The organism is Streptomyces sp. MCA2 (assembly GCF_023544705.1).
Classification (GTDB): Bacteria; Actinomycetota; Actinomycetes; order Streptomycetales; family Streptomycetaceae; genus Streptomyces; species Streptomyces decoyicus.
The window spans coordinates 40,597-59,668 of record NZ_JAMJFM010000058.1 but is presented as its reverse complement, the minus strand read 5'-3'; the positions used below and the strand labels follow the sequence as shown (position 1 = coordinate 59,668).

The window sequence follows — 19,072 nt, the reverse complement described above, 5'->3', positions numbered from 1 at the left end:
AGTGGCGCGGGAGCCCTCGAGCAGGGCTTCCGCGGCTCCCCATTCACGCCGGCTGGAGGACGTTTTCGTGTCGTTGATGTTGACCGTGGTCGAGGGGGACGGTGACGCGTTCGACGTCCACCTCGACGCCGACCCCGACACGCCCGTGGGGGCCGTCGCGGAGGCGCTGGCCGGAGCGGGAGGAGTCCACCGGCCCCCGGAGGGCCTCGGCCTGTACGCCGGCGACCGGCTGCTGCCCGCGGACCTGCGGCTGCGGGACTCGCCGCTCCGCCACGCGGCCGTCGTGGGCCTGGGCCGCCCGGCGGGCACCTCGTCCGCCGAACCGGACGGGCTGGTGGAGGTCCGTGCGGTCGGCGGGACCGGGGCGGGCGCGGTGCACCGGCTCGACATCGGCGAGTACCGGATCGGACTGGCGCACGACGGGACCGCCCAGGTGCTGCGCGCCGTACCGGCCCGTCCGTTCGCCGTACTGACGGTGGGCCCCCAGGGACGCTGCCGGGTGGCGCCCGACGCGTCCGCGCCGGACGGCGGCACCCCGCAACTGGACCGCGAGGACCTCGCCGCGGCCACCGCCTGGCCGGCCGGCGCGCAGCTCGCTCTTCCAGGGTCTGGCGGCATCCTGCTCGAACTCGCCCTCCCGCAGCGGCCGGACGCGGCCGTGCAGCCGTCGGAGGACGGCACCGGCTGGGACTACAACCGGCCGCCGCGGCTGCGGCCGGCCGAGAACGCCACCCGCTTCACCCTGCCCTCCCCGCCCGCGTCGCCCGCCGCCCGGCCGCTCCCGTGGCTCGCCGCGGCCGCCCCGCTGGTGATGGCGGTGGCCGGGGCGACGATGCTCGGCCGCCCGACGATGCTGCTGTTCGGGCTGCTCTCGCCGGTCGTGATCGTCGGCAACTACCTGATGAGCCGGCGCAACGGACGTCAGTCCCACTCCGGTGAGGTCGCCGCCTATGAGGAGAAGAAGGCGCGGATCGAGGGCGACGCGGAGCAGGCCCTGGCGGCCGAACGCACCGCCCGGCGCCGCGGCTTCCCGGACCCGGCCGAGGTCGTCCTGACCGCCGTCGGCCCCCGGCACCGCCTGTGGGAACGCCGCACCTCGGACGCCGACTTCCTGGAACTGCGCATCGGGACCGCCGACCTGCCCTCCGACGTGGTGCTCCACGACCCGACCAAGGACGAACACCGCCGCCAGGACCCGTGGACCGCGTACGACGTCCCGGTGACGGTTCCGCTGCGGGAGCACGACGTCCTGGGGATCGCCGGCGAGGGACCGGTTGCGCGCGCCGTGGCACGGTGGGCGGTCGCCCAGGCCGCCGCCCTGCACAGCCCCCGTGACCTCCAGATCCACCTGCTGACGACCGGCGAACCGGGCCGCGACGGCTGGTCCTGGCTGCGCTGGCTGCCGCATGTGCGGAAGAAGTCCGGCGACACCCCGGCCAGCATCGGCTACGGCACCGAGACCTGCGCCCGGCGGGTCGCCGAACTGACCGCGCTGATCACCGAGCGCGCCGGACGGGAGGACCGGCGGAGCCGGACCGCCGGACCCGATGTGCTCGTCGTCCTCGACGGGGCCCGCAGGCTGCGTTCGCTGCCCGGCGTGGCGCAGATCCTGCGCGAGGGACCGTCCGTCGGCGTCCGCGCGGTCTGCCTGGACGCCGAGGAGCGGCTGCTGCCCGAGGAGTGCCACGCCGTCGTCGCCGAGGAGCCCGGCGGAACCGTGCGGGTGGGACGCTCCGGCAGGGGCACCGTCGGGGGCATCCGGCCCGACGTGGTGTCGCTGGACTGGTGCCGTTCGCTGGCCCGGGCGATGGGGCCGCTGCGGGACCCGGGCGGGGCCGACGAAGAGGCCGCGGTGCTGCCCGGTGCCGCGCGGCTGCTCGACGTACTCGCCCTCGACCCGCCGCAGGCGGCCGGCATCCGGGCGCGCTGGACGGCCGGGGGCCGCTCGACCCGGGCGGCCGTCGGCGTCTCCCTGGACGGCCCGTTCTTCCTGGATCTGAAGCGCGACGGCCCGCACGGGCTGGTCGCCGGCACCACCGGCTCCGGCAAGTCCGAACTCCTCCAGACGCTGGTCGCCTCGCTCGCGGTGGCGAACCGTCCGGACGCGATGACGTTCGTCCTCGTCGACTACAAGGGCGGCTCCGCGTTCAAGGACTGCGTGAACCTGCCGCACACCGTCGGCATGGTCACCGACCTCGACGCCCACCTCGTCGAGCGGGCCCTGGTGTCGCTGACGGCGGAGCTCACCCGGCGCGAGCACATCCTCGCCGCGGCCGGCGCCAAGGACATCGAGGACTACATCGAGCTGCTGGAGCGCAACCCGGCGGGCCGCACCCCGATGCCCCGGCTGCTGATCGTCATCGACGAGTTCGCCTCGATGGTGCGCGACCTGCCGGACTTCGTGAAGGGCCTGGTCAACATCGCGCAGCGGGGCCGCAGCCTCGGCATCCACCTGATCCTGGCGACGCAGCGCCCCAGCGGCGTCGTCTCCTCGGAGATCCGCGCCAACACCAATCTGCGCATCGCGCTCCGGGTGACGGACTCCGGCGAGAGCCAGGACGTCATCAACTCCTCGGAGGCCGCCGGGATCTCGCAGGGCACCCCCGGCCGTGCGTACGTACGGCTCGGCCAGAACTCCCTCGTACCGTTCCAGTCCGGGCGGGTCGGCGGCCGCCGGCCCGGCGCCGCGGCGGTCTCGCTGCCGGCGCCCTGGGCGGTGGCGGTCGGCTGGGAGCGGCTCGGCGAGCCGCTGCCGGCGCGGCCCCGCGGTGTGGCCGCGCCCGCCGAGGTGGAGACCGACCTCACCGGGCTCGTCGAGGCGATCCGCGGCGCGGACCGGGAGATGGGCCTCCCCGCGCAGCACAGCCCCTGGCTGCCACCGCTGCCCGAGAAGCTGGTCCTCAGCGAACTGCCCCCGGCCCCGCCCTCGGACTACGACCTCCCGCCCGTCGCGTACGGCGTGGTGGACCTGCCCGCGCAACAGGCCCGGCTCCCCCTGGTGATCGACCCGGCGACGCTCGGGCACCTGCACCTCATCGGCTCGCCCCGGCAGGGCAGGTCGCAGACGCTGCGCACCATCGCCGGGACGCTGGCCCAGGTCCACTCCCCGGCCCAGTTGCACATGTACGGCATCGACTGCGGCAACGGCGCGCTGCTGGCCATGGAGGGGCTGCCGCACTGCGGCGCCGTCACCCAGCGCACCCAGCCCGACCGGGTGGCCCGGCTGCTCGCCCGGCTGACGGAGGAGCTCACCCGACGGCAGGAGATGCTCGCCGCCCGCGGCAGCGCCGACCTGACGGAGCTCCGCCGCGCGCTGCCGGAGGACGAACGGCCGCCGCACCTGGTGCTGTTCATCGACCGGTGGGAGGTCTTCGACAAGCAGCTCGGCGAGTACGACGCCGGGAACCTGCTGAACTCCGTGCTGACCCTGCTGCGGGACGGCGCGAGCGCCGGTATCCACCTGGTGATGACCGGTGACCGGGCGCTGTTCTCCAGCCGGGTCAACGGCTCCACCGAGGACAAGCTCGTGCTGAAGCTGAACGAGAAGTCCGAGTACGGCATGATCGGCATCACCCAGCGGAACGTGCCCGACGAGATCCCGCCGGGCCGCGCGTTCCGCGCCGCCGACAAGGCCGAGGTGCAGATCGCGCTCCTCACGGAAAACCCGGAAGGCCAGGCGCAGGCCGCGGCGCTCCAGCAGATCGCCGAGCAGTGCCGGCAGCGGGCGGCTCACCTGCCGGCCGCCACCCGGCCGTTCCGCGTCGACACCCTGCCGGACCGGCTCACCTTCGAGGAGGCCGGCCGGTTCGTCCCGGGCAGGCGTTCCTCGCGATGGGCGCTGGCGGGCGTCGGCGGCGACGAACTCACCGCGCTGGGGCCGGACTTCACCGTCACCCCGACGTTCCTCGTCGCCGGGCCCGCCCGCTCGGGACGCAGCACCGTCCTGTCGACGCTGGCGGTGGCGCTGCTCACGGCCGGTGTCCCGGTCGTGGTCGGGGCCCCCGCCCGCTCGCCGCTGCGCCACCTCGCCGGACGGCCCGGTGTGCTCGCGCTGTTCGACGAGTCCGACATCGACCCCACGGCCCTGGAGGCGGCGCTGGCCTCCGCGCCCGACGGGGCCGTGGTGCTCCTCGACGACGCCGACCTGCTGCTGAAGACGAAGGCCGAGCCCGTCCTCACACAGATCGCCAAGTCCGGTGCCGAGACCGGCCGGGGCCTGGTGATCGCCGGTCAGACCGAGCGGCTCACCTCCGGGTTCTCCGGCTGGCACACCGAGGCCCGCCGGAACCGGTGCGGACTGCTGCTGAAGCCGCAGAACATGAGCGACGGCGAGCTGATCGGCGTCAAGGTGCCGCGCAGCCGCCTGGGAGCGACCCGCCAGGGCCGGGCGATCCTGCACCTGGGCGACGGTGTCCTGCGCACCGTCCAGGTCCCGGAGACGGTACTCCCGGCAACCGAGGGCTGATCCCCACGGGTTGCGCGACAGAGGGCTCCTGCCGACGAGTTCGGCGGGAGCCCTCTGTGGTGTGCGGACGGCGTTCGCTACTGCGCGATGCGCCAGCGTTGAACGTCGTCCTCGGATTCGATGGGCGAAGCCCCCGTCGGGGACAGCACTCCGCGCCCGCAGCCACCGTCATCCTGCACCAGAACTCTGCCGTTCTGCACGGCTGTTACACGCTCCTCGCCCGATGCGAGCTCCGTGACATTCAGGCGGCCATCCACCATCTATGCCCCGCGACGAGGGCGCATGACGCGAATGGCGACTCTGTATGGTCTTTGGAGGGGCTACGCCGCGTATCCCCTCCAAAGGCCATACAGAGCGATCCAGCCGTTCAAGATCGCCCTACTGCCCCTTCCGGCCGTTTCTCGCTGACCCCGTTACGCAGGCGAGTTCACCGGCATCAGCCCCCTGAGCGGCGATCTCATAGAGTACGGAAGCGAATGTTCGCGATACACGAAGATCAACATGACGTTCCTGTAGGTTGCGACTGTAATGCTTCTTGTGTACGCGGCTATGTCACGCGCAACCTCGAATTCGATAAGGTTCGCAGCATGAGAATCGGCGTCGCCCGAGTCACTTCGTGTTGCGTACTTGCCAGCCTTCTCCGTACATGTGGGCGCCCTGCTTGTCGTACACCGTGGCGTAGCACGAGAGGTACTCGGGAATCAGCGACGAGTAGTTCCGATCGATGTCGGCGGCAACCTGGCCAGTGGCCCCCAGGTCCGCCCCGGTGACCTTCCCGTAGTGCGCGATGACCTCGTACTCCACCGTGTTTCCTGCTGCAACTTCCCTCTTTACATTCCATTCGACGGAGTTGAGGTGGTTCAGGTTTCCTGTCTTCGTCAACGGGGTCAAATTGCTCAGGGTGTTGCCCGGCCCGCCGAGATGCTCGTTCAGCAGATGTCCTTGCACCATCTGCTTCTGGAACCATAGCGCTGTGGGCCCCTTTCCGGTCGGCCACCAGGCGGGCTTAACCGTCGGGGACTTTCCGCTCAAGTTGGAGTTAGGCCCCAGCTTGACCTTCATGGAGCTGCCGGCGCCGTTGGTCAGAGGGCCGAACGTCGCATTGCAGGGCGCGAGGCCGAGGGGGTCGGTCCACGCCAGGGGATTCTTGACGTAGGTGTGGTGGTTGAGGGCAGGTTTGAGGCCGAGCGGGTCCGGCGTCGTGTAGCGGGCGGTCTCGGGGTCGTAGTGCCGGAAGTAGTTGTAGTGCAGGCCCGTTTCGGGGTCCTCGTACTGCCCCGGGAAACGCAGCGGTGTGTGAGCGATCGCGTTCCGATTGCGTGTGGTGACGCCCCACAGCGTGGCACGGGAGCGCCAGGCGATGGTGCCCTGCTCATCGACTAGTTCGGTGGGGGTGCCGACGAGGTCGGTGACGATGGCGAAGAAGCGGGAGTCGAACTCGTCCTGGCTTCCCGGCTTGCGCTCCAGCTGCGTGAGGGGGCGGTGGCCGTCGTGGTCCCAGGTGAGGATGACGCCGGTGGTGCCGTCCGTCTGCTCGGCGAGGCGTGTTTCGTCCCAGGTGAAGTGCACCGCTTCGGCCGCAGTGACGCCGTCCTCCGCCATGCGGTACTTGGCGGTGCGGCGGCCCATCGGGTCGTAGGTGTAGTGCCACCGGGTGCCGTCGGGGGTGACGCAGGCGACGAGGTGGTCCTCGGCGTCCCACTCGTAGCGCCAGGTGTCGGGCTTCTTCGACAGGCGGCGCTTCTGCCGCAGCACCATGCGGCCCGCGTCGTCGTATTCGTACCGGACCGTGCCGGCGGAGAGCAGACGGGTGTCGGTGTAGGTCCGGGAGCCTCGGGCCTCGGTGCGCGGCGCCTTGTCGGGCCAGTTGGCCTCGGTCTGGTTGCCTGCCTGGTCGTAGGCGTAGGACTCGGTCCAGCCTTCGGCGGTGACCGTCAACGGGCGTCCCACCCGGTCCAGTTCCATCTCCTTGCTCGTCCCCGTCACCTCGTCGGTGATGGCGGAGACGTAGTTGTCCGCCCGGTACGCGTAGGTGCTGGCCCGAACGACCCCGCCCGGGGTGGTACGCCCCTGTGCGACGGGGCGACCAGCCATGTCCCAGGTTGTGGTCATGGCGACCTGCGAGGCGGTCGTGCCCAGTGCGCGGACGAGCTCATGGCCGAGGAGGTCGTGAGTGAACTCCATCCGGTGGCCGTCGGAGGTCAGGGAGGTACGGTTGCCTGCCTGGTCGTAGGCGAGTTCGGTGTACGCGCCGGTGGGCGTGGTGCGGGAGGTGCGACGCCCCATGAAGTCGTAGGTGTAGCGGGTGGTGCGTCCGTCGACGGTTTCCGACAGCAGGTTCCCCGTGATGTCCCGCTCGAAAGTGAGCGTGGAGGTGGGGGACACCGCGCGGAGGAGCGCGCCTGCGGCGTCATAGGTGTAGTCGGTCCGCACCCCGGCCGCGTCCTTGGACGTCAGCTGACTGAGTTCGTTGTACGTGTAGCCGATCTCCTCGCCGAGCGGTGTCGTGCGGGAGGTGACCCGGCCCAGCGCGTCGTGGGCGTAACGGATTTCGCGGTTGTCGAAGTCGGCCTCCTTGATGAGACGGCCGACGCGGTCGTAGGTGTAATCCCAGTTCAGGCCCTGCGGGTTGGTGACTCGGGTGGGGCGGAGCTCGGCGTCGTAGACGAAGGTGGACCGGGCGCCGTCGGGGTCGGTACGCGCCGCGAGCCGGTCGAAATGCGTGTACTCGAAACGGGTGGTGGCGCCTGCGGGGTTGGTGTGCGTGAGGCAGTTGCCCTCGCCGTCCCAGGTGAAGCGTTCGGTGCGGCCATCGATTGCTGTGCGCTCCGATACGCGGCCTTCGACGGTCCATACCGTGCGGGTGATCGCACCCAGTGGGTCGGTGAGGACGGCGGGGCGGCCGAACGCGTCGCGTTCGAGCAGGGCGGTTCCGCCGGAGGCATCCGTGACGGAGAGGGGCAGACCGGCGGCGTCGTTGTCATACGTGGCTGCTGCGCCCGAGGCGTCAGTTGCGGTCGCGATGGCACCTGCGCGGTCGTGGGTGAACCTGAGGGTGCCCCCGTCCGGCCCGGTCATGGCAGTGGGATTGCCCCGCTCGTCGTACGCACAGTGCCAGGTCGTCCCGTCGTGACCGGTCGAGGAGAGCGGAAGGTTCAGTTCGTTGTACGTCGCCGTGGACCGGCTGCCGTCCGGTAGCTGGACGGCGGTGGGGTTGTGCGCCAGGTCGTACTCGTACCGGACCGTGTGGCCGAGGGCGTCGGTGCGGGCCAGGAGGTTGTCGTAGCGGTCCCACTCGGAGGTGGTGGTGTTGCCGAGGGGGTCGGTCTCGGCGGTGACCTGGTACAGGTCGTTGAGCTGGTAGACGGTCGTGGCGCCGCAGGCGTCGGTGTAGTGCGTCTGCTGCTGGTCGGGGTCGTAGTTCCAGCGTGAGGAGAGGTAGCCCTCGGGGCCGATGGTCTGTGTGACGCGGTTGTCGTCGTCGTAGACGTAGCGGTAGGTGGAGTCGTTCCGGTCCGTCCAGGCGGTGATGCGGGACCGGTCATCGTAGGTGAACTCCAGCGCCTTGCCGGAGGAGTTGGTGACGTGGGTGAGGTTCCCGGCGTCGTCATATCCGTAGGACATGACCTCGACGGGACCGTCGGGTGTGGTGACCGTCAGCCGTGTGACGCGGCCGAGGGGGCACTCGAGGGTGACGTGGTAGCCGCCGGAGTGGATCAGCGTCGTCGGGGTGCCGTCCGCCAGCCGGGAGACGCCGACCTCGTTGCCGTTGCGGTCCTGCCACCCGGTGAGCCAGTACAGGCTGCTGTCGTCGTCGGGATGGTCCGCGAAGGTGCGGACGAGGCCCGAGTGCGGATCGGCGATGCGGTAGCTGACCTCGCCCGTGGTGCCGGTTCCCGCGCAGGTCAGCGGCAGGCGGGGGCCTTCCTCGGGCCACACCGGTTCGTCCGTGTCGGCGGCGGGAAGGCTCGGGTAGGTCAGGATCGAGCCGTCCTCGCGGGCCCACCACATCCGTCCCCGGTCGTCGGCTTCGAGGCGCTCGTCCAGGGTGGAGGCCCAGGAGGGACCGAAGAACTGGCCGTAGCGGTACGTCGACAGATGCGTGCGCCGGAGGTCCAGTGGCAGCACGCCGGGCAGCGTCAGATCGGTCTGCTGGAGCAGCATTTCGCCGCTGGCCACATCGACCGGGTCGGTCGCGCAGGTGCGGTCCTTGATGTCTCGGACGTTGATGCGGTTGTTGAGCGACTTGATCGAGTTGGGCTTGCCCCCCTTGAGAACCGAGCCGATCCCCCCGAGGCCCTTGAGGGCCGCGGCCCCGCCCCCGACCAGTCCCACGACGCCGAGCACGACCTCCAGGACGTTCCACTCGCCCGTCTCGGCCATGATCGACATGTTGATGCCGAGCGACGCCGCGCCGGCCACGATGCTGCCGATCGTCAGGGCGATGCCGATGCCCTGAAGACCGGGCACCAGCATCGCCAGCACGCCCAGTACCGCGCTGATGATGCCCAGCGCCGTACTGAACGCCTTCTTGATCTTGTCCCACAGGCTGTAGCCCGCGACGGACTCGTCCTTCGCGTCGTCCAGCTTCTGCGCCGCGGTGGAGGCGTCCTCCTCGCGCACCTGCCGGGCGTCCTCCGCGAGCATGCGGGCCGCGTCGAGATCGGCCTGCGCGTCATCGGCGTGCGTCTGCGCCGTGGACTGCTTGCTGTGGGCCTCGTCCAGGGCGCGGCGGGTGCTTGCCCGCGCCTCGTGGTCGTCGGGAGGGTGGGTGGCCGCGTCCAGCCGGCCGATGTCGGCCCCGGCCGCGCGTACCACCTCGGTGGCGGACTCCAGCCGTTCCTTGGCGTCGCGCCCCTTGTCCAGGGCGTTGTCGGCGTTGCGCTGCTGGTCGCGCAGTGAGTGCACATACGTGTCCAGGGCGCCGGCGGCCTGGTCGTAGGAGCTGTGCAGTTTGCGCACCTGCTGGGCCAGGTCGCCGAGCTTGTCCCGGAGCTTGTCCATGGTCTTGCCCTCGCCGACCTGCTGGTTCTCCAGCCCGGAGACGAGGGGAAGGGCGTCGCCCGCGTTATCGGCTACGGAGCGGTAGCTGCGCGCGAGCTCTCCGAGTACCTCCGCATCACCCGGAGTCGGGTCGTCGGAGAACCCGAAGACGTCTTCCCAATCGGACACCGCTGGACGCGCCATGGCCGCGACCTCACTTTCCCTTGTCTGTTTCGCCCATGGGGCCTCCGCCGGCCGCTTCCGCCGCCGGTTCCGCTGCGCCGGACGTGCCGGCCGGGTCCTCGAAGCGGAACGACTCCGCGATCGCGTCGAAGACCTCGTAGAACTGGTCCGCCAGATCCACGTTGGGGGTGGAGCTGGCGAGCACCAGATAGTCCCGGCTGTTCGGCACCGGGATCAGGGTGTGCCGCACCGCGGTGGGGACGGGCGTCCCCTGGTAGTCCACGTCCTCGATCCTGGTGATCCGCCCGGCCGCTCCGACCTGCGGCAGTTCCACCAACTCCACCTCGCCGGGCGGCAGTCCGGTCCCTTCCGCCGCGGTGCCGAGCTGCATGCCGGCCGCGACGACGAGGTCCGCCAGATCCTCCGACTGATCCTCGGGAACGGAGATCCGGAGCACGACCGTCGTGGCGCTGAGCACCAGGGGGCCGCTGCCCGCCTTGAGGATCCTGAGCATGCCCGACGCCCGCAGCGCGCCCTGCGCGTGCGCCTCGCGGGCGGTGCGCCGGGTGCTGCGGATCAGCTCGTCCACCTGCTCACGGGAGAGCTGCGGAGCCTTCTTCACCTGGGACTCGATACGGCGGCGGATCGACGCGTCCCGGGTGTTCGGGTCGAGGTCGAGATGCCACCAGGAGTCCGGGAACCTCAGCTGGTAGCCCGCGGGCGCGCCCTCGGGCCGCTCCGTGACCGGATGCGTCATGACGCCTTTCCCTTCCGCACGACGTCTCCTGTCACGCGTCCTTCTTCGATTGGTCCAGCGAGTTGGCGCTGTCCTCGTCCGTCTTCGTGAAGTTCTCGGAGATCTTGTCCGTGTTCTCCGCGAACGTCTTCACGTTGTCGTGGACCCGCTCGTGACCCGCCACCCACGCCTTGTCGAACTCGTCGAGAGCCTCCGCGAGGCGGGAGTCGCCGGCGAAGCTCTTGAACGAGTCGGCCTCACCCGTGGCGTGGAAGAGCGTCGCGGAGTTGCCGATCAGTTCCCCGATGTTCTGGAGCTCCCTGGCCGTGTCCTTCAGGTCCTGCACGGGAACGCTGATGCGACCCATCGGTGTCTCCTCTCCTGCTCCGGCCGTCCGGCCCCGTCCTCACGGGGAGGGCGGGGCCGGACGGTGCGGGGCACGTCAGCCGATGGAGCCGGACGTCTGGTCGTCGGTGTCGACGAACGCGTCGGCGACCTGCTTGATGAACTCGCTGACGCCGTGCAGGCCCTCGATCGCGTTCTGGGTGCCGTTCTTGTACTCCTCCCAGTACGGGCGGAACTTCGACTCGGCACCCGGGGTCGAGTAGGCCGCCTCGACCATCTCGTCCATCTTGGTGTTGGCCTCGTGGAGGCTCTGCTGCATCTGCTCCTTCTGGTTCTGAAGCCAGGTCGCCGCCTCCCGCATCTCGTCCGGGCTGATCTGGATGTTGCCGCCGGCCATGTCGATTCCTTCCCTCGCTGCGTATCGCCGCGGCTCGTTGGGCCGCACACACGGGGCTGTACGGGGCACCTGCCGAGGCGGTTCACACCAGTTCCGGAACGGTGACGAAGCACCAGGTGACGCACTGACCAGCAAGGCACACCTCGCAGCTGAACAGCGGGCTACCCGAGGAGGAAGGACCGGGCGCCAGACCGAGACAAGATCAACTGATCTGCCACGGACCTGGCTCGGATCTGGCTCGGATCCGGCGCGGATCTGACACAGCGACTTCGGCGGCGCGATCCCGGCCTGAGAACGATCAAGGCCCAGGCGTCCGGTTCATCACCGGCCGACCTGGGCCTTCGTCGTGCTCGCCGCATACGCGGCGCATGGTGCCCCCGGCAGGATTCGAACCTGCGACACCCGCTTTAGGAGAGCGGTGCTCTATCCCCTGAGCTACGGAGGCATGGGTTTGGACCCCTGACAGGGTAGCTGATGCGTTCGCGGTAGTTCGCTTCTGTTGGGGATGAGGAGTGGCGGGTGTGCCTTGGTGGTCGGGGTGGGGCGCTGGGGCGGGATGGCTTCAGGGGTAAATGTGTGGTGTGTGCCGTTCCCGCGGGTTTCGGTGATGGGGTGTCTGGTGGGTTGGTGTGGATGCTTCTGGTGGGGAGGGGCGGCATGAACGCCGATGGCGGTGGTCGAAATGACCACCGCCATCGGCGTCGTTGTTGTCGGGCCGCGTGGCGGGCCGACTGGGGGGCCGGGTGTCGTCGTGGTGGCCCCCGGGGTGTGTGGTCAGCCGCCGATGTGCCAGCTGACGGTGCCGTCCGTCGTGGCGAGGAGGGCCAGGAGGAGCAGGTCGACGGCGCCGAGGGTGATGCCCAGGAGGGCGCGGCCGCGGCGGGTGGTGCCGCGGGCCAGGGAGAGGCCGCCGAGGACCAGGGCACAGGGGCCGAGAACGATGTTGAGGACCAGGGTGCCGAGCACGCCGAGGATGAAGGAGGCCACGGCCATGCCGTCCGCTTGCGAGCGGCGGCGGGAGGCGGGCCGGTGCGGGGCCTGGGCTGCTGCGGTCGGCGCGGACGAGGTCGTCCGGGCGGCTTCGCTGAGCGTGGTCATCGGGAGGTCACCTCGGCGTGGTGGCGGCGTTCGCGGAGGAAGAAGACGAGCAGCCAGCCGGCGATGACGGCGGCCGCGACGAGGGTGACGGGGACGGGGAGGTGTGCCGCGGTGCCCAGCATGATCCCCATCAGGAGGAGGGCTGCGACGAGGAAGAGCATGATCTTCCTTTCCGATTCCAGAGGACAGTTGTTCACTCAGTTCCTTCAGTCTACGACCGTCGCCGGGTGGAGTAGTTCGGAGAACGGTTGTTTACTGGATGACATGAGTCACAGTCTTGGAGTCCGGCAGGCCCAGAAGCAGAAGACCCGTCAGGCCTTGCTCGACGCGGCACTCGGTCTGCTGGAGGAGCAGAGCCTGAGCAGCCTCGGTCTGCGGGAGGTGACGCGGGTGGTGGGGATCGCCCCGACCGCGTTCTACCGGCACTTCCGGGACATGGGTGAGCTGGGCGTCGCGCTGGTCGAGGAGGCGTTGGGGAGTCTGCATGTGATGGTGCGGGCGATCCTCGCCGAGCAGGACGCGGCCGAGGAGCGGATCGACCGTACGGTCGCGGTCGTGGAGCAGCACGTGCGCCAACATCCGCTGCACATCCGGTTCGTGGCGCGCGAGCGGCACGGGGGTGTGCGGGCGGTGCGGCAGGCGATCGCGGGTGAGCTGGACCGGTTCGCGGAGGAGGTCGCGGCGGCGCTCAAGTCCCAGCCGGTGTCGGAGGGCTGGTGCGATGACGATGTGCGGATGCTGGCGGAGTTGTATGTGGACCGGCTGGTGACGACCGCCGCGGCGCTGCTCGACGCCGAGGAGGACGGGGCCGAGGGGGCGGCCGGTCAGGTGGTACGGGTGGCGCGCCGTCAGCTGCGGCTGATCAGCATCGGACGGCAGCACTGGAGGGGAGAGAAGGGGGAGGAATAGGGGGAGGAGTAGGGGGTGGGGATGGTGTGGGGAGGGGTGTTGCGTCGACGAGGGGGTGCTGGGGTTGCTGCGGCAGGTGGGTGGCCGGCGTGTGGGAGGGGTGTGGCAGGGCGTGTGGCAGGGGTGTCCGTACCGGATAGGTGTCGTCCGGGTTCGGGGGGTGGTCAGTTGCGTGCCGGGGTCACCCGTACGCGGTAGGTGCCGTCCGGGTTCTCCGTCAGGACGGTGACGGCCGCGCCGCTGTGGGGGTCCGTGTAGGTATCGCCGGGGAGGAAGGTGGCGTCGGTCAGTTCCGGGTCGACGTACTTGTTGCCGCGGTGGCAGCCGCCGCTGTGCGGGGTGGCGTCCACGATGCGGAGCGGGCCGCGGCCCGAGGGGACGTGGGTGGCGACGCGGTAGACGAGGATCCCGGGCCGGCAGACCGCGGGGTCGAGCAGGGCGCGGGTGCGGGCCTCGACGACCAGGGCGGTGCGGGGCGAGGTCGGGACGACGACGATCTTCGTGCCGCCGGGGGTGGCGATCGGGGTGAGGGTGTGTTCGCCGGGCGTCCCGTGGCGTGGTGCGCAGTGCACCTGATCGGCGGACAGCCAGCCGAGCTTCCACTTGTGCCAGCCGACGAAGTCGTTGCTCGGGCCCCAGTCCTCGTCCATCGGGTCCCAGTGCCCCACCGGGGGCGAAGCGTCGCGGTCGTCGGTGAAGTAGAGGTCGGGCAGGCCGAAGCTGTGGGCGTTCTCGTGGTTGAGGACGCGGAAGGCGCTCACCCCGGATTGCCGGCTCCAGATGAAGGACGCGTTCCGGAACGGCACCCCGTCGGCGGTCTTCAGCCCCATGTCACCGCCGCTGAAGGTGACCGACAGGACCGTACGGGTCGCGGGCGGGCCCGCGTTGGGTGTGGCGATGACGTTGATGACGTCGTAGTCGCGGAAGTCGACGACGGGGTCGACCTCGCGGAGGACCTCGCGGGAGAGGGCGTGATAGCCGCCGTCCGAGCTCGGGTCGAAGCTGGCGCCCCGCTGAATGCCGTACGCCGCGAGCGGCCGTGACATGTGGATCCACCGGAGCAGCGGCGTGGGCTGGTAGGTCAGCCTGCCGTACGAGCTGGTGTGGAAGTAGTTCGTCGCGGCCGGGAAGAATTCGGCGAAGCGGGCGCTGGGGGACATCGTGGCGCGGGCGTCCGGGAAGTCGACGAAGAGGGTGAGGGCCCGTACGACGCCGGAGGAGCGGGCGAAACCGGCGGGGGTGTCCGCGGATTCGGCCACGTCGTCGTTGATGCCGCGCAACGCACACGGGCCGCTCGGCGCGGTGCCGGGCCCCGTAGGTATGGCGACGGCGCTGGGCGGCGAGCCCAGGGCTATGGCCGCGGCCGCGATGGCCGCGCCTGCGGCCAGAACCGCGGATGCCTTGTGCTTCATATCGATCACCTTGGGTCGACAGGTGGCCGATCGCGCGCGGTGTTACGTCAACTGGAGTCATGGCAGGGCCGGATGGGTCGCTGTCGGTCCTTTGGGCCGCTGTCGTTCCTTGATTGTTGGGCCTGGGGCGGCGTGTCGGGCGTGTCGGTCGGGTGTGGCGGCCGGGCGTGTCGATCGAGTGCGTCGCGTGCGCCGAGGGGTGGGCGAGGGCGTGGGTGCGGGTGTGGGGGAGGGGTGTGCTCCAGGTCACGTCGCGGCGTGAAATATCCGGGGAGGGGCTCCCCGTTTAACCAGACGTCCGGATGAAGCGGGGAGGGTCTCCCCGGTTCGTGCCGGTGCCGGCCTGTCGCCCGGCCGGCCGCCCGTCGAGTCACTCGATCGGGCGGGCGGGGGCAGCGCCCGGGAATCCAGGCCTTCGGGAAGTGTCGAGAGTGGAAGGGAGTGAGCTGCCATGACTGCCGTCGTCGCATGCGCGAAGTCCGGGAACGCGAAGTTCGAGAAGAAGAGGCAGCAGCCCCGTCTGCGGGCCGATGCGCTGCGCAACCGGGAGCGGCTCATCGCGGCCGCCCGGGAGACGATGGTCGAGTTCGGACCCGAGGTCCCGCTCGACGAAATCGCCCGACGCGCGGGTGTCGGCAATGCGACGCTCTATCGTCACTTCGCGGATCGCCCCGAGTTGATCCACCACGTCACGCTCTCCGTCATGTCCCGTACCGCGGATCGCGCGGAGAGTGCCCTTGCCGAGGAGCCCGATGCTTTCCAGGCGCTGAGGCGCTTCGTCCACGCCGCGGTGGAGGAGCGGATCGGGGCGTTGTGTCCGTTGCTCTCCGACGGCGTCGACCGGGACCACCCCGATCTGATCGCGGCGCGTGAACGCCTGGAGGCGGCCGTCGAGGCCGTCATGGGTGCCGCGCGCGACAGCGGCCAGCTGCGTACCGACATCGCCGTCGGTGATCTGATGGTCGCGATCACCCAGCTCACCCGGCCGCTGCCGGGCAACAGCTGTACGAACTTCGACCAGTTCGTGCACCGTCACCTACAACTGTTCCTGGACGGCTTGCAGGCGCCCGCCCGCTCCGAACTTCCCGGCGCCGCCGCCACTTTGGACGACCTGAGGCGCCGCTCGTAGAGCGGACGGCGCGCCGCAGCGGCGTCATACGCCGCTCGTCTCGCACACCCCTCGTCTGATCCGCCCGCTCGTCTCACACGTCCCCACCTTTCCTACGTCCTCACCCTTCCTACGCCCCCGCCTTTCCTGCGTCCTCACTCTTCCTACGTCCCCGCGCCCGTCCCGCATCCCCACGCCCGCCAGTTTTTTCGCTCTGCACGTCCCGTTCTTCGCTCTTATTCGCTCACTGCATCACTAGGTGGATCCCGCCATGCCTGAAACAGCCACGTCCGTCGATCCCCGGCGCTGGAAAGCGCTGATATTCATCGCTCTCGCCCAGCTGATGGTCGTGCTCGACGCGACCATCGTGAACATCGCGCTGCCCTCCGCGCAGGTGGATCTCGGTATCACCGACGCCAACCGGCAGTGGGTGATCACCGCCTACGCACTGGCCTTTGGCGGTCTGCTGCTCTTCGGGGGGCGCGTCGCCGACCTGTGGGGTCGGAAGCGGACCTTCATCATCGGGCTCATCGGATTCGCGGTCGCCTCCGCGCTCGGCGGGGCCGCGGCCGACCAGGGGATGCTGCTGGGCGCGCGTGCGCTCCAGGGTGTCTTCGGGGCGCTGCTGGCGCCGGCCGCGCTGTCGCTGCTGGCCGTGACGTTCACCGAGGCCAAGGAGCGCGCCAAGGCGTTCGGCATCTTCGGTGCGATCGCCGGTGGTGGCGGTGCCGTGGGTCTGATCCTCGGCGGGGTGCTGACCGAGTACATGAACTGGCGCTGGACCTTCTTCGTCAACATCCCGTTCGCCGTGGTGGCCGCGACCGGCGCTCTCCTGGTCATCCGCGAGCCCGCAGGGAGCCGTAACCCCTCCCGTCTGGACGTCCCCGGCGTCATCCTGGCCACGCTCGGCCTGGTCTCGCTGGTCTACGCGTTCACCCGTGCCGAGTCCGACGGCTGGCTGGCCGGTCCGACGCTCGGCCTGTTCGTGGCGGCGGCCGTGCTGCTGCTGGCGTTCGTGCTGGTCGAGTCCAAGGTGAAGGCGCCGCTGCTGCCCCTGCGGGTGGTCGCGGAGCGGAACCGCGCCGGTATCTATGCCTCGCTCGGTCTGGCCGTGATCGGCATGTTCGGCCTCTTCCTCTTCCTGACCTACTACCTCCAGATCGTGAAGGGCTACACGCCGGTCATGACCGGCCTGGCCTTCCTGCCGATGATCGTCGGCATGATCACCGGCTCGACGCAGATCGGCGCCCGGCTGATGACCCGGGTCCGGCCGCGGCTGCTGATGGCACCCGGTTTCACGGTCGCCGCGCTCGGCATGCTGGTGCTGACCCAGATCGACCTGGACACGTCCTACCCGGCGCTGATCCTGCCCGGCTTCCTGCTGATGGGTCTCGGCATGGGTACGGCGTTCATGCCCGCCATGTCACTGGCCACGCACGGGGTCCAGCCGCGCGACGCCGGTGTCGCCTCCGCGATGGTCAACACCTCGCAGCAGGTGGGCGGCGCGATCGGTACGGCCCTGCTGAACACCATCGCGGCCAGTGCCACCACCGCGTACGCGACCTCGCACGCGGCCGGTGCGCGCTCGGCCGACCTGCTCAAGCTCCAGTCGATGGTGCACGGCTACACCACCGCCATCTGGTGGGCGGTCGGCATCCTGGCACTGGCGGGCGTGATCGCCTTCACCTTCATCAACACCGGGCGGCCGGGTGGCGGTTCGCCGGCGGCCTCCTCCGATGAGGGCGAGAGCACGGTTGTGGGTTCGTCCGAGAACCAGGGCCAGGGCGAGGGCCAGGGCGAGGTGCAGGTTCCGGTGATGGTGCACTGAGCCGGTGAGTGGCGGGAGCCCAGTACCGCTCCCGCTCCCCTCACGCCCGCTGGCGTCGGTCTCGTCCGGCTCCGCTGATCCGTCAGCGGAGCCAGGGGAGGTCGGCGCCTTTCGGTTGCAGGCCTTCCGTCATGGCCTGGCAGATCTCGGCCAACTGGCCGACCTGCTCCGGGGAGAGCCGGTCGAAGATCGCGGCGCGTACGGCGGCGACATGCCCGGGGGCGGCCCTCTCCAGAACCCGCATTCCCTCGTCCGTGAGGTAGGCGTTCTGGCCCCGCTTGTCGGACGGGCAGTTCTCGCGTTGGACCCAGCCGTTGCGCTCCAGGCGCGCGATGGCGTGGGAGAGCCGCGAGCGTGTGATCTTGGCGTTCTGAGCCAGCTCGGTCATCCGCATCCGGCGCCGCGGTGCACGGGAGAGCTGGACCAGCAGGCCGTAATAGACATGCGGCATCCTCGCGTCCCGCTGCAACTGACGGTCGAGGTGATCCTCCAGGAGCGTGGTGGCGTGGAGGTAGCACTGCCAGGCAAATTGCTCCTCATCGCTGAGCCAGCGCGGCTCAGTTGCGGATTCGATGCTCATACCATCCACTCTCTCACCACTTGGAGAGTTATTTAAGTTTTAACAACGTCAGGCTACACTGAGGCCAATGCTTGAAGTTTCAAGCATTTGGGTCGCGTGACGACGGAAGGCGCACGCGCACCAACTACTGCCAGTGTGACGCTGTGGGGTTGTGATGTCCGTAATGCCGGCTCTCTATCTGAGCCATGGTGCGCCGCCGCTCGCCGACGATCCCTGGTGGCCGGGCCAGCTGGCCGCCTGGTCCGCGGAGCTGCCGCGTCCCCGGGCCGTACTGATCGTCTCCGCCCACTGGGAGGAGGCTCCGCTCGCGCTCGGTGCCACCCGGACGGTGCCGCTGATCTACGACTTCTGGGGTTTCCCGGAGCACTACTACCAGGTGCGATACCCGGCCCCCGGTGCACCTGAACTGGCCGAGCGGATACGCGGGACGCTGCGTACGGCGGGCACGCCCGTGGTGGATCTCCCCGACCGGGGGCTCGATCACGGCGCGTACGTCCCGCTCGTCGAGATGTTCCCGGACGCCGACGTCCCCGTACTCCAGATCTCCCTGCCGACCCTCGATCCGCGCCGGCTCCATGAGATCGGCCGCAGGCTCGCACCGTTGCGCGAGGAGGGTGTGCTGATCATCGGTAGCGGCTTCTTCACGCACAATCTGGCCGCGCTGCGGCACGTCGACGGCGGTACGCCCGCGTGGTCGGCGGAGTTCGACGACTGGGGGCGCGAGGCCCTGGAGTCCCAGGATCTCGACGCCCTCTTCGACTTCGCGCACAAGGCGCCGGCCGGCCGGCTCGCCCATCCCCGCACCGAGCACTTCGCCCCGCTGTTCGTGACCCTGGGGGCAGCGGAGGCGCACGGGCAGCTGGGCGGCGGACGCAGTGTGATCGACGGGTTCTGGATGGGGCTGGCGAAGCGGTCGGTGCAGTTCGGCTGAGGGGGGCGGGGGCCGCCGCCCGCCGTCTACTGGGCGCCGTCCACCGGGCGCCGCCCGCCTGGCATCCGCCGGCCTGGCGTCGGCCCGCCGCCTGCCG

13 protein-coding genes and 1 tRNA gene are annotated in these 19,072 nt (G+C 70.1%); 5 read left to right on the top strand and 9 right to left on the bottom strand.

Annotation, left to right across the window (positions count from 1 at the left end):
• The first annotated feature begins 76 nt into the window (after positions 1-76).
• Positions 77-4,465 carry an FtsK/SpoIIIE domain-containing protein gene (locus M8I34_RS34500; protein WP_250056490.1) on the top strand — a complete coding sequence of 1,463 codons (4,389 nt, stop codon included), beginning with the start codon at positions 77-79 and terminating at the stop codon, positions 4,463-4,465.
• Positions 4,466-5,074: 609 nt separating this feature from the next.
• Here M8I34_RS34500 and M8I34_RS34495 read toward each other — a convergent pair.
• The 7 genes from M8I34_RS34495 to M8I34_RS34465 form a co-directional block, all read right to left on the bottom strand.
• Positions 5,075-9,637, bottom strand: coding sequence for an RHS repeat-associated core domain-containing protein (locus M8I34_RS34495; protein ID WP_250056482.1), 4,563 nt, complete (start codon positions 9,635-9,637; stop codon positions 5,075-5,077).
• Positions 9,638-9,662: 25 nt separating this feature from the next.
• Entirely contained in the window at positions 9,663-10,388 is a 726-nt protein-coding gene (locus M8I34_RS34490) for a hypothetical protein (RefSeq protein ID WP_250056480.1), read from the bottom strand.
• A gap of 31 nt (positions 10,389-10,419) precedes the next feature.
• Positions 10,420-10,734, bottom strand: coding sequence for a hypothetical protein (locus tag M8I34_RS34485; RefSeq protein ID WP_250056478.1), 315 nt, complete (start codon positions 10,732-10,734; stop codon positions 10,420-10,422).
• A 75-nt stretch (positions 10,735-10,809) separates the two neighbouring features.
• Positions 10,810-11,109, bottom strand: coding sequence for a WXG100 family type VII secretion target (locus M8I34_RS34480; protein WP_244414236.1), 300 nt, complete (start codon positions 11,107-11,109; stop codon positions 10,810-10,812).
• 369 nt (positions 11,110-11,478) lie between these two features.
• Positions 11,479-11,554, bottom strand: a tRNA-Arg gene (locus M8I34_RS34475).
• 329 nt (positions 11,555-11,883) lie between these two features.
• Complete coding sequence (locus tag M8I34_RS34470; RefSeq protein ID WP_250056476.1) at positions 11,884-12,207, bottom strand: hypothetical protein; 324 nt, start codon at positions 12,205-12,207, stop codon at positions 11,884-11,886.
• Complete coding sequence (locus tag M8I34_RS34465) at positions 12,204-12,404, bottom strand: hypothetical protein (protein ID WP_143128371.1); 201 nt, start codon at positions 12,402-12,404, stop codon at positions 12,204-12,206. The genes M8I34_RS34470 and M8I34_RS34465 overlap by 4 nt, the downstream gene beginning before the upstream one ends.
• A 67-nt stretch (positions 12,405-12,471) precedes the next feature.
• Here M8I34_RS34465 and M8I34_RS34460 point away from each other — a divergent pair, with 67 nt between their 5' ends.
• Complete coding sequence (locus M8I34_RS34460; RefSeq protein WP_250056474.1) at positions 12,472-13,116, top strand: TetR family transcriptional regulator; 645 nt, start codon at positions 12,472-12,474, stop codon at positions 13,114-13,116.
• 164 nt (positions 13,117-13,280) lie between these two features.
• On the opposite strand, the gene M8I34_RS34455 is transcribed toward M8I34_RS34460, so the two are convergent.
• On the bottom strand, positions 13,281-14,528 hold the full coding sequence (locus tag M8I34_RS34455; RefSeq protein ID WP_250056472.1) for a M6 family metalloprotease domain-containing protein: 1,248 nt from the start codon (positions 14,526-14,528) through the stop codon (positions 13,281-13,283).
• 451 nt (positions 14,529-14,979) lie between these two features.
• On the opposite strand from M8I34_RS34455, the gene M8I34_RS34450 reads away from it, so the two are divergent.
• Positions 14,980-15,657, top strand: a complete 678-nt coding sequence (locus tag M8I34_RS34450) for a TetR/AcrR family transcriptional regulator (protein WP_250056469.1) — start codon at positions 14,980-14,982, stop codon at positions 15,655-15,657.
• A 250-nt stretch (positions 15,658-15,907) separates the two neighbouring features.
• Positions 15,908-17,464 carry an MFS transporter gene (locus tag M8I34_RS34445; RefSeq protein WP_250056467.1) on the top strand — a complete coding sequence of 519 codons (1,557 nt, stop codon included), beginning with the start codon at positions 15,908-15,910 and terminating at the stop codon, positions 17,462-17,464.
• An 82-nt stretch (positions 17,465-17,546) separates the two neighbouring features.
• Here M8I34_RS34445 and M8I34_RS34440 read toward each other — a convergent pair whose 3' ends face one another.
• Positions 17,547-18,044: a MarR family winged helix-turn-helix transcriptional regulator gene (locus M8I34_RS34440; protein ID WP_250056465.1), complete on the bottom strand. Its 498-nt coding sequence runs from the start codon at positions 18,042-18,044 to the stop codon at positions 17,547-17,549.
• A 163-nt stretch (positions 18,045-18,207) separates the two neighbouring features.
• Here M8I34_RS34440 and M8I34_RS34435 point away from each other — a divergent pair, with 163 nt between their 5' ends.
• A complete protein-coding gene (locus M8I34_RS34435; protein WP_250056455.1) occupies positions 18,208-18,975 on the top strand; it encodes a class III extradiol ring-cleavage dioxygenase in 768 nt (255 codons plus the stop codon).
• The last annotated feature ends 97 nt before the right edge of the window (positions 18,976-19,072 follow it).

Coding starts and splice junctions, on each gene's coding strand:
- M8I34_RS34500 (WP_250056490.1), top strand. CDS start 77: ATGTTGACCGTGGTCGAGGGGGACGGTGACGCGTTCGACGTCCACCTC.
- M8I34_RS34490 (WP_250056480.1), bottom strand. CDS start 10,388: ATGACGCATCCGGTCACGGAGCGGCCCGAGGGCGCGCCCGCGGGCTAC.
- M8I34_RS34485 (WP_250056478.1), bottom strand. CDS start 10,734: ATGGGTCGCATCAGCGTTCCCGTGCAGGACCTGAAGGACACGGCCAGG.
- M8I34_RS34480 (WP_244414236.1), bottom strand. CDS start 11,109: ATGGCCGGCGGCAACATCCAGATCAGCCCGGACGAGATGCGGGAGGCG.
- M8I34_RS34470 (WP_250056476.1), bottom strand. CDS start 12,207: ATGACCACGCTCAGCGAAGCCGCCCGGACGACCTCGTCCGCGCCGACC.
- M8I34_RS34460 (WP_250056474.1), top strand. CDS start 12,472: ATGAGTCACAGTCTTGGAGTCCGGCAGGCCCAGAAGCAGAAGACCCGT.
- M8I34_RS34455 (WP_250056472.1), bottom strand. CDS start 14,528: ATGAAGCACAAGGCATCCGCGGTTCTGGCCGCAGGCGCGGCCATCGCG.
- M8I34_RS34450 (WP_250056469.1), top strand. CDS start 14,980: ATGACTGCCGTCGTCGCATGCGCGAAGTCCGGGAACGCGAAGTTCGAG.
- M8I34_RS34445 (WP_250056467.1), top strand. CDS start 15,908: ATGCCTGAAACAGCCACGTCCGTCGATCCCCGGCGCTGGAAAGCGCTG.
- M8I34_RS34440 (WP_250056465.1), bottom strand. CDS start 18,044: ATGAGCATCGAATCCGCAACTGAGCCGCGCTGGCTCAGCGATGAGGAG.
- M8I34_RS34435 (WP_250056455.1), top strand. CDS start 18,208: ATGCCGGCTCTCTATCTGAGCCATGGTGCGCCGCCGCTCGCCGACGAT.